This window comes from Salinicola peritrichatus, from assembly GCF_003206715.1.
Classification (GTDB): Bacteria; Pseudomonadota; Gammaproteobacteria; order Pseudomonadales; family Halomonadaceae; genus Salinicola; species Salinicola peritrichatus.
On record NZ_PZJU01000081.1, the window covers coordinates 39,118 to 48,519 of the forward strand.

General features: G+C 62.5%; 9 protein-coding genes and 1 tRNA gene. 4 read left to right on the plus strand and 6 right to left on the minus strand.

Annotated elements, in window-relative coordinates:
• Nucleotide 1 precedes the first annotated feature (1 nt).
• A complete protein-coding gene (locus tag DOM57_RS20905; RefSeq protein ID WP_110651582.1) occupies nucleotides 2-880 on the minus strand; it encodes a sugar phosphate isomerase/epimerase family protein in 879 nt (292 codons plus the stop codon).
• A 186-nt stretch (nucleotides 881-1,066) separates the two neighbouring features.
• Between DOM57_RS20905 and DOM57_RS20910 the strand changes: the two genes are divergently transcribed.
• Entirely contained in the window at nucleotides 1,067-2,503 is a 1,437-nt protein-coding gene (locus tag DOM57_RS20910) for a sigma-54 interaction domain-containing protein (RefSeq protein WP_110651606.1), read from the plus strand.
• A 69-nt stretch (nucleotides 2,504-2,572) separates the two neighbouring features.
• Here the strand turns inward: DOM57_RS20910 and secF are convergent, their stop codons facing one another.
• From secF to queA, 5 genes are all read right to left on the minus strand, one after another.
• Nucleotides 2,573-3,478 (minus strand): protein translocase subunit SecF, encoded by a 906-nt coding sequence (gene secF / locus DOM57_RS20915; protein WP_110651584.1) that lies wholly within the window; start codon nucleotides 3,476-3,478, stop codon nucleotides 2,573-2,575.
• Nucleotides 3,479-3,490: 12 nt separating this feature from the next.
• Nucleotides 3,491-5,338, minus strand: a complete 1,848-nt coding sequence (gene secD / locus DOM57_RS20920) for a protein translocase subunit SecD (RefSeq protein ID WP_110651586.1) — start codon at nucleotides 5,336-5,338, stop codon at nucleotides 3,491-3,493.
• 87 nt (nucleotides 5,339-5,425) lie between these two features.
• Entirely contained in the window at nucleotides 5,426-5,758 is a 333-nt protein-coding gene (yajC, locus tag DOM57_RS20925; protein ID WP_110651588.1) for a preprotein translocase subunit YajC, read from the minus strand.
• An 84-nt stretch (nucleotides 5,759-5,842) separates the two neighbouring features.
• Nucleotides 5,843-6,961: a tRNA guanosine(34) transglycosylase Tgt gene (gene tgt / locus DOM57_RS20930; RefSeq protein WP_110651590.1), complete on the minus strand. Its 1,119-nt coding sequence runs from the start codon at nucleotides 6,959-6,961 to the stop codon at nucleotides 5,843-5,845.
• A 101-nt stretch (nucleotides 6,962-7,062) separates the two neighbouring features.
• Nucleotides 7,063-8,100 (minus strand): tRNA preQ1(34) S-adenosylmethionine ribosyltransferase-isomerase QueA, encoded by a 1,038-nt coding sequence (gene queA / locus DOM57_RS20935; protein ID WP_110651592.1) that lies wholly within the window; start codon nucleotides 8,098-8,100, stop codon nucleotides 7,063-7,065.
• Between the two features lie 139 nt (nucleotides 8,101-8,239).
• Between queA and DOM57_RS20940 the strand changes: the two genes are divergently transcribed.
• From DOM57_RS20940 to DOM57_RS20950, 3 genes are all read left to right on the plus strand, one after another.
• Nucleotides 8,240-8,326, plus strand: a tRNA-Leu gene (locus tag DOM57_RS20940).
• Nucleotides 8,327-8,670: 344 nt separating this feature from the next.
• Nucleotides 8,671-8,910, plus strand: a complete 240-nt coding sequence (locus DOM57_RS20945) for a hypothetical protein (RefSeq protein ID WP_110651594.1) — start codon at nucleotides 8,671-8,673, stop codon at nucleotides 8,908-8,910.
• Nucleotides 8,911-8,968: 58 nt separating this feature from the next.
• Nucleotides 8,969-9,169, plus strand: coding sequence for an HPP family protein (locus tag DOM57_RS20950; protein WP_239496363.1), 201 nt, complete (start codon nucleotides 8,969-8,971; stop codon nucleotides 9,167-9,169).
• Nucleotides 9,170-9,402: the final 233 nt, after the last annotated feature.

Genomic DNA, 9,402 nt, shown 5'->3' on the forward strand with positions numbered 1-9,402 from the left:
CTCATGGCTCCATGGATAGGGGCTGGTGAGTGGACCACCGATCGAAGTGGCGGCGTTCGCAGTCGGCCATCCAGCGGTTGAGTTGCCACAGGTTAGCGACGGGTACATCGGTGAAAGGCAGATGATGCAGGTAGCCATCGGCGCCGAATTCCGGCGTCAGGGTAGTGATCTCGCGGCCCTGGGCGCGCTGGGCTTCCCAGATCGCGGCCCAGTGGCGCTGATGAAAAGCCAGGGCTTCGGCGTGCTCCGGTGCGGCCGGGTGCGGCACCTGCGGCCCCTGGTCGTAGCCGACCCGGGCCTGGATGTGGTGGACGCGTTCGATGAACGCGGTGAGATCGTCCGCCGGATCGTCGAGCAGGCGCTCGCAGGTAACCACCCAGTGGCTGATGTCACTGGTAAAGCGCAACTCGGGCAGTTGGCGGATCAATTCGAGTGTCACCCACGGACTGTAGAGCGAGCGTGCGCGATGGGTTTCGAATACGCAGGTAAGGCCGCTGTCGGCGGCGATCTCCAGGGCGCGGCCGAAGAACTCGACCTGGCTCGACAGCGGCCAGCGGTCGTTGCCGGCCAGCACGTTGACGAAACGCGGTGCGAGTTCATGGGACCAGGCCAACTGGCGGGCGAAATCGTCGAGATGATCGGCGGGAGTATCGCTCTGCCGTGGCAACACCGGAGCGGAGGTGAACAGGATGCAGATGTAGGGCAGGCGCTCGGCCTGGAGGAAATCGGCCAGCGCGGTTCGCGTCCCGGCGTCGGCCGGCAGGCGCGCCTCGATGCCGTCAAAACCGGCGGCTCTCAGCTCGTCGCAGGCTTGCTGCCAGCGACCCTGAAAACCCCACAGGGTACGGAAGATTTCCAGCTCGAAGGGCTGGTCGGCCATGGCTTGGATTCCTGTCATTGTGGTTGTCATGGTCGGCGTCTCGCCTCTACGACTAAAGCAGAAAGCGTGCCAACTGCCGTCAGCGCGTGATCTGGCGCTTTCAGGGGCGGGAATCGTCGTACGGGCTTCTTTTCGATCCATTAATGGATCAAACTGGACCGACAATGATTCATTTTGGTATCGATGATGCAAAACCGTATCGATGTGCAGGAGACTCTCGAACAGCGGATTCTGGAGACACTGATACAGACGGCCCAGGATCACCTGTTCATCGTCGACGAGAGCGGGCGAATCCTGGCGGTCAGCCCCAGCAGTGCAGCGGTCTACGGCATGAGCCGCGAAGAACTGTGCGCGACCACGGTCCAGGCGCTGGAGTCCCAAGGGGTGCTGACCCCCTCGGTGTCGATGGAAGTGATGCGTACCGGACGCTCGGCGCAGTTGCTGCAACGCACCGCCACCGGGCGCCAGGTGGTCGCCGAGGCGCACCCGGTCTACTGGCAGGGCAGGCTCAAGTGTATCGTCAGTCGCTCGATGGACATGACCGACGTGCGCTTGCTGCAGGACGAGTACGCGCTGCTGCAGCGGCGCTTCAGCGAGCATCTGGCGCGTGGCGGCGCGACGCCGGAACCGGCGGCAGGACTCGAGGACCTGGAAGTGCGCAGCCAGGTGATGCGGGAAGTCGCCCAGTTGCTGGAGCGGGTTGCGGTCACCGACGCCACCGTGCTGATGCTGGGCGAGTCCGGCGTCGGCAAGACCGCCTTCGCCCGCCAGTTGCATCGCTGGAGCCGGCGGGCCGACGGCGCCTTCGTCGACGTCAACTGCGCGGCGATTCCGGAGTCGCTGTTCGAATCCGAAATGTTCGGCTATCAGCCCGGCGCCTTCAGCGGCGCGGCCCGACAGGGCAAGGCCGGCCTGCTGGAACAGGCACACAAGGGCACGCTGTTTCTCGACGAGATCGGCGAGCTGCCGCTGGCAATGCAGTCCAAGCTACTCAAGGTGATTCAGGATGGCTCGCTGACCCGGCTTGGCGACACCAGGACGAGGCGAGTCGATTTCCGGCTGGTGGTGGCGACCAACCAGGACCTAGCCAAGCGGGTCGAGGAGGGGCGTTTCCGGCTCGATCTCTACTACCGTCTCAACGTGATCCCGGTCACGCTGCCACCGCTGCGCGAGCGCCGTGAGGACATTCCCGGGCTGGCCGAACGCCAGTTGGCGCGGCTCAACCGGCGCTACGGCGGCGAAAAGATGCTGCATCCCCGGGTACTGTCCGAGCTGATGAGCAACGACTGGCCCGGCAACGTCAGGGAATTGGAAAACTGGCTGGAGCGCGCCTGGTTGTCCGCCGACGAGGCACTCATCGGTGCCCCGGCCATGTCGGCGCCGACAATGACGAGGCCGTCAGCATCCGAAGCCGGGCAAGGAACGGTTGCGCCGCAAACCGAGCCCGATGCGCTCGCCCCGGGGCAAGGGTTGAAGGCGGCGCTGGATGCCTGCGAACGCCAGATTCTGGTTTCGTTGGCGGCGACCCATCGCACCACCTATGCCCTGGCCGAGCGACTCGGGATCAGCCAGCCCAGCGTGGTGCGCAAGCTCAAGCGTCACGGCATTGGGCTCAATTCCTGATCCAAGGTCGCCATGCAACGAAAAAGGCCTCCCGCGATGGAGAAGCCTGGATGAATCGCCTGGTCGGAATCAGGGCAGCTCTTCTTCCACGTTCTCTTTCTTGGCCGGAATCAGATCCTGGCGCTCGAGCTTGAACACCAGCAGCAACGCGGCGGCGACGTAGATCGAGGAGAAGGTTCCCGCGACGATGCCCAGGATCAAGGAGATCGAGAAATTGTGGATCATGTCGCCGCCGAGGAAGAACAGCGCGAACAGTACCAGCAAGGTGGTACCCGAGGTCGCCAAGGTCCGCGACAGCGTCTGGTTGATGGCGTCGTTGAAGATCTGCGCCATGTCATCGCTGCGAGATAGACGAATGTTCTCGCGAATGCGGTCATAGACGATGATGGTGTCGTTCAACGAATAGCCGATCACCGCCATGATGCCGGCCAGCACGGTGAGGTCGAACTCCCACTGGAACAGCGCGAACAGCCCCAGCACGATCAGTACGTCGTGAGCCAGCGAGATCAGCGCGCACAGGGCGAACTTGTACTGGAAGCGGAAGGCGACGTAGATCGCAACGCCCGCCATGGCGACCAGCATGCCAAGACCGCTCTGGTCGCGTAGCTGGTCGCCGACCTGGGCGCCGACGAACTCGGCGCGGACCAGGTCGACCTGGGCGCCGCCGGCGTTCAAGGCCGAAACCACCTGGTTGCCAACGTTGTTGTCGAAGCTCTGCTGCAGGCGCACCAGTATTTCGTTGGCGGCGCCGAAGGTCTGGACCGAGAAGTTCTCGAAACCCTGGCCCGCAAGCAGGGCGCGTACGTCGTCCAGCGACGGCGCCGTGGCGTAATGGAGCTCGACCACCGTGCCGCCGGTGAAGTCGAGACCGAGACTGAGATGGAGAAGGGCGAGGGCCGCGATCGACACGATCGTCAACACGATCGAGACGATGAAGGCGATGCGACGCTTGCCCATGAAGTCGAATTGGCGCATTGCTCGCGTCTCCTAGATCCAGAGTTTCTTCACCGGCTTGCCGCCGATGGAGAGATTGACGAGGGCACGCGACACCAGGATGCCGGTGAACATCGAGGTCAGGATGCCGAGCGACAGCGTCACGGCGAAGCCTTTGACCGGCCCGGTGCCGATCGAGAACAGCACGACGGCGACCAGCAGCGTGGTCAGGTTGGCGTCGACGATCGAGGTGAAGGCACGCCCGTAACCGGCATGGATCGCCTGCTGCGCCGGCGTGTGCCGCCTCAGCTCTTCGCGTATGCGCTCGTAGATCAGAACATTGGCATCGACGGCCATGCCCAGTGTCAGCACGATACCGGCGATGCCGGGCAGCGTCAGGGTGGCCCCCAGCAGCGACATCGCGGCCGACAGCAGGACCAGGTTGACGCACAAGGCCACGTTGGCGATCACACCGAAGGCCTTGTAGCGGATCAGCATGAAGGCCACCACCAGCAGGCCGCCAACGATGACCGAGAAGATGCCGCGCTCGATGTTCTGGGCGCCGAGACTCGGCCCGATGGTGCTCTCCTGAACGAAATAGATCGGCGCGGCGAGCGAGCCGGAGCGCAACAGCAATGCCAATTCGCTGGCCTCGGTGGGGGAGTCCAGGCCGGTGATGCGGAAACGGTTGCTCAGAGCGCTCTGGACCGTTGCCAGGCTGATGATGCTGCGCTCGGTGGTCGGAATGCGCTGTTCGACCTGCTGGCCGTCTTCCATCACCGTGCGGGTCTGAGTGTTGTGCTCGATATAGAGCACCGCCATGTTGCGGCCGATATTGGTCCGGGTCGCCTGGTTCATCAGCGAGCCGCCGGTACCGTCGAGGTTGATATTGACCTGCGGACGGCCGTTCTCGTCGAAGCTCTGGCTGGCACTGGAGACCCGGTCACCGGTGATGATGACGTCACGCGACAAGTCCGCCGTGCGCTGCGGATTGTTGCGGAACGGGAAGGTTTCGGTCTCGGAAGCCGGTGCGTCCGGGCGCGCCTCGAGGCGGAATTCGAGATTGGCGGTGGCGCCGACGATGCGCTTGGCTTCGGCGGTATCCTGCACGCCGGGCAGTTCGACCACGATGCGGTTGGGTCCCTGGCGCTGAACCAGCGGTTCGGACACGCCGAGTTCGTTGACGCGGTTGCGGATCGTGGTCAGGTTCTGCTTGACCGCGTAGTCCTGAATATCCCGAATCGACTGCTCGGTCAGGGTCATGTCGAGGAAGGCGCGGCGGCCTTCCTCGCGACTCTGGATCTGAAATTCGGTGAAACTCTGGCGAATCTGGTCGCGGGCCGCGTCACGCTCCTCGGCGTTGGCGAATTCGATATGCAACGCATTGTCGTCGACCTGGGTATTGCGGTAACGGATCCGCTCGTCGCGCAGATCGGCGCGGATGGCGCTGGCGGTGGCCTCGAGACGCTGCTGGACGGCGGCGTCCATATCGACTTCGAGCAGGAAATGTACTCCGCCGCGCAGGTCGAGACCGAGCTTCATCGGCGTCGCGCCCAGGCTGGTCAGCCAGTCAGGCGTGGAGTCGGCCAGGTTGAGCGCCACGGTGTAGTCGTTATCGAGGATGTCGTCGATCACATCGCGGGCGGGAAGCTGCTGTTCGGCATCGTCGAGCCGAATCAGGGCATTGTTGTTGCCGGTCATGGCGGCCGATTTGACGGCAATGCCATCATCGGCGAGGGCTTGGGTCACTCGGTCGAGTTGCTGGCTGTCCAGGGTGCCATTGGTGGTGCTGATCTGAACGGCGGGATCCTGCGGATAAAGATTGGGTAACGCGTAAATGACGCCGACAACGAAAACGATGAGTATCAGCAGATACTTCCACAGGGGGTAACGATTGAGCATGGAAGCCCTGTCCTTTCTATGACTGTCGTGGCTATGACTGTCGCGGAGGAAAAAGCGGCTGCCGATTGGTATCGACAGCCGGGAGAGTTACAGCGACTTCAGTGTGCCTTTGGGGAGAACCGAGGCGACGGCGCTCTTTTGAACGTTGACCACGGTGCCTTCGGCGATCTCCATGCTGATGAAGTCATCGGTGACTTCGGTGATGCGGCCGAGCAGCCCGCCACCGATCACGATTTCGTCACCCTTGGACAGGTTCGAGATCAGCTTCTTGTGCTCCTTGGCGCGCTTGGACTGCGGACGCCACAGCAGGAAGTAGAAGATCAACACGAAACCGACCAGCATGATGATCTGGGCAATACCACCACCGGCAGGAGCTGCCGCATCCTGGGCGTGAGCCGCGGGGATGAAAAAGTCCAGCATGAGATGACTCTCCAAAAGGTTGCGTAATGAGACTGGCTGGACCGGCTCGTCGGTGATTCTGCCCGACGGCCGGTTCGAATCGTATCAGTCGACCCCGGGCGGCACGGGGAGTCCGCGCCGCCGATAGAATTGTGCTACGAAGTCGGCCAATGTACCCGCTTCGATAGCCCCACGCAAACCTGCCATCAGGCGTTGGTAGTAGCGCAGATTGTGGATCGTGTTGAGCATCGATCCAAGCATTTCGCCGCACCGATCCAGATGATGCAGGTAGCCGCGAGAAAAATGGCGACAGGTATAGCAGTCGCATTCGTCCTCCAGCGGGCGGGTGTCGAAGCGATGCACCGCGTTGCGGATCTTGACCGTGCCTTCGGCAGTGAACAGATGACCGTTGCGGGCGTTGCGCGTCGGCATCACGCAGTCGAACATGTCGATACCGCGGCGCACGCCTTCGACCAGATCTTCCGGCTTGCCGACGCCCATCAGATAACGCGGCTTGTCTTCCGGCATCCAGGTCGGCAGATAGTCCAGCACGCCGAGCATCTCATCTTTCGGCTCGCCCACCGAAAGCCCGCCGATCGCCAGCCCATCGAAGCCGATCTCGAGCAGGCCCTTGAGCGAGCGTTCGCGCAGTTCGGGATACATGCCGCCCTGAACGATACCGAACAGCGCCGAGGGAGACTCGCCATGGGCCGCGCGTGAGCGCTCTGCCCAGCGCAGCGACAGCGCCATCGATTTCTCGGCCTCCGCTTCGGTGGCGGGATAGGGCGTGCACTCGTCGAAGATCATCACGATGTCGGAACCCAGCGAGCGCTGCACCGCCATCGACTCCTCCGGGCCCATGAACACCTTGGCGCCATCCACCGGCGAGCGGAAGTGAACGCCCGCTTCGGTGATCTTGCGCATCGCACCCAGCGAGAACACCTGGAAACCGCCGGAATCGGTCAGGATCGGCTTGTGCCACTGGGCGAAGTCGTGCAGGTCGCCATGGGCCTCGATCACCTCGGTGCCGGGGCGCAGCCACAGATGAAAGGTATTGCCGAGGATGATCTCGGCGCCGATCGCCTCGACGTCCCGCGGCGTCATGCCCTTGACCGTGCCGTAGGTGCCCACCGGCATGAAGGCCGGTGTTTCCACCGTGCCGCGAGGGAAGGTCAGGCGGCCACGGCGAGCGCGGCCGTCCTGGCCCAGTCGCTCGAATTTCATGAAGCATTCGTTTCGCATGGTGTCTCTCTATAACGCGCCCGAAGCCGCGCGAAAAGCGCTTGTCCTGTAACACGCCCGAAGCCGCGCAAGGCGTTGGTGGCTCAGCTGGGCCGACGGGTCAAGAACATCGCGTCGCCATAGCTGAAGAAGCGGTACTTCGCAGCCACGGCCTCGCGGTAGGCGTGCATTACGGTATCGAAGCCGGCGAAGGAGGAGACCAGCATCAACAGCGTCGATTCAGGCAGATGGAAGTTGGTCACCAAGGCGTCGACGCAGCGCCAGCGATAACCGGGATAGATGAAAATGTCGGTTTCGCCGCGGTAGGGCATGAGTTCGCCGCTTTCGCTCTGGCTGGCGGTCTCCAGACAGCGCACGCTGGTGGTGCCGACGGCGACGATACGCTTGCCCGCGGCCTTGGCGCGGTTGACCTGATCGCAGACGCTTGCGTTCACCTCCAGCCATTCGCTGTGCATGGGGTGTTCGCGGATATTATCGACGCGCACCGGCTGGAAGGTTCCGGCGCCGACATGCAAGGTGACGAACGCCGTCTCGATGCCCTTGTCGCGCAGGGCCGCCATCATCGTCTCATCGAAGTGCAGCCCGGCGGTGGGCGCGGCAACGGCACCTTCGCGACGCGCATAGACGGTCTGGTAGCGCTCCCGGTCCGCCAGTTCATCCTCACGGGTAATGTAAGGGGGTAGTGGCATGTGGCCATGTTGCTCGAGCAGTTCGATCAGTGGCGTCTCGCCCAGAAAGCGCAGTTCGAACAGCGCATCGCGGCGACCTTCCACCACGGCACGCACGTCGCCTTCGAAGATCAGTTCGGTGCCCGGCTTGGGAGACTTGCTCGAACGCAGGTGTGCCAGACCGCGGTGGGCGTCGAGCGGACGCTCCAGCAGCATCTCGACCTTGCCGCCGCTCGCCTTGTGGCCGAACAGGCGCGCCGGGATCACGCGGGTGTCGTTGAACACCACCACGTCGCCGGGCTCCAGCCGATCCAGAAGGTCGGGGAAGCGAGCATGCTCGAGCGTGCCATCCTCGCCGTCGACGCATAGCAGGCGGCAATCGGTGCGCTGTTCTGAAGGGTAACGAGCGATCAACTCGTCGGGCAGATCGAAATGGAAGTCGGCGCGCTGCATGGTATGGGTCACGGATCGGCTGAGGTGGGCTCTTCGCCCGGTGTCGTTCGTTGCGAGGGCGCCATCATAAAGCACGCGCCGGATTAAGTCAGCGTGATGATTGACGCCAACCGGCGCGTCCGTATAATGCGTTCCCGCTGCCGGCGTGGCGGAATTGGTAGACGCAGCGGATTCAAAATCCGCCGCTGGAGACAGTGTGTCGGTTCGAGTCCGACCGCCGGCACCATCCGCATCTATTGAATACTCTTCCTATTGGCTCTCCCCCCCTTGGAGAGCAATTGGCTCCACGGCAGGCACGTCTGGTCAGCGGGTAAAGAATGCCGCGAGCTTCGAGTCCGGTCGCCGTTGCCTTTTTTGACGATCATTAAATCCTCTTCCGTGAAATTTACGCACAAGGCTTCCATGTATTGCTGATTCCCTGCGGTGCGCCTGAAGTTTTATGGGTCCTCATCGAACGGCTTGGCCGCCTGGGTCATGTCGAAGTCGCCATTTTCACGGAAGGCGAGCATCGCAACCCGGGTGGTTGTGAGCTATACAGAGAAGCAGATTGCATGGCAAGCAGGAGGCTATATGACCCGTACAGCACGTGTCGAACCCATCAAGGAAGAAACTCAAGAGAGTATTATTGTGTCTGGCTGGCGCGTGGTAGACGTCACGGATCCTGATGGGAAACGCGAGATCTCTCGGCACGACACCGAGCCGCAGGCAATTGAGGCCGCACGCAATTACGAACGCGATACCTCTGACGAGCCTGGGTCGCAGCCGGACGATACCCAGGACTATAACGGTTCCGAAATCCCCCGTAGCTAGGCATGATAGCTAACGTCCAGGTATCCCGAGCTGGCGAGAGGTTGGAATTGGCTTGCCGGTGCCGGATGAAGACGGGCTTCGGGCCGGGTCGGACGAAAGCGCGTCGCGGCTGACAGCCGTCATCGGCTCCGATGAACTGCATCATTTGGGATGGGGGGACGCCTTTTTTCCCGTCGGGGCGGGGTGCGTACTGATGCTCTTCGTTGCCATCTTGGTCAACAATCTGGCTCGTCATCGTCGTTATCCGCTTCACTGGTAGTGACCTGCGTTATCGTTTACGTCTGCCAGCCATAGAACCCTGTGCATGAAGCTTGGTAATTCCTTACCCTAGTAGCAGTTGAAGCGAGGGGCAGTATGAGCAAATGGCTGCTAGCGGCACTGTGTGGCCTAGCCATGGTGGGTTGCGATGCCGACGGCGATGGGTATGAAGCGATTGACGACCCAACGCCCAATGAAGTTAAGGCTGTAGCGGAGAAGGTGTAGTGGTCTAAT

Coding starts and splice junctions, on each gene's coding strand:
- DOM57_RS20905 (WP_110651582.1), bottom strand. CDS start 880: ATGGCCGACCAGCCCTTCGAGCTGGAAATCTTCCGTACCCTGTGGGGT.
- DOM57_RS20910 (WP_110651606.1), top strand. CDS start 1,067: ATGCAAAACCGTATCGATGTGCAGGAGACTCTCGAACAGCGGATTCTG.
- secF (WP_110651584.1), bottom strand. CDS start 3,478: ATGCGCCAATTCGACTTCATGGGCAAGCGTCGCATCGCCTTCATCGTC.
- secD (WP_110651586.1), bottom strand. CDS start 5,338: ATGCTCAATCGTTACCCCCTGTGGAAGTATCTGCTGATACTCATCGTT.
- yajC (WP_110651588.1), bottom strand. CDS start 5,758: ATGCTGGACTTTTTCATCCCCGCGGCTCACGCCCAGGATGCGGCAGCT.
- tgt (WP_110651590.1), bottom strand. CDS start 6,961: ATGAAATTCGAGCGACTGGGCCAGGACGGCCGCGCTCGCCGTGGCCGC.
- queA (WP_110651592.1), bottom strand. CDS start 8,100: ATGCAGCGCGCCGACTTCCATTTCGATCTGCCCGACGAGTTGATCGCT.
- DOM57_RS20945 (WP_110651594.1), top strand. CDS start 8,671: ATGACCCGTACAGCACGTGTCGAACCCATCAAGGAAGAAACTCAAGAG.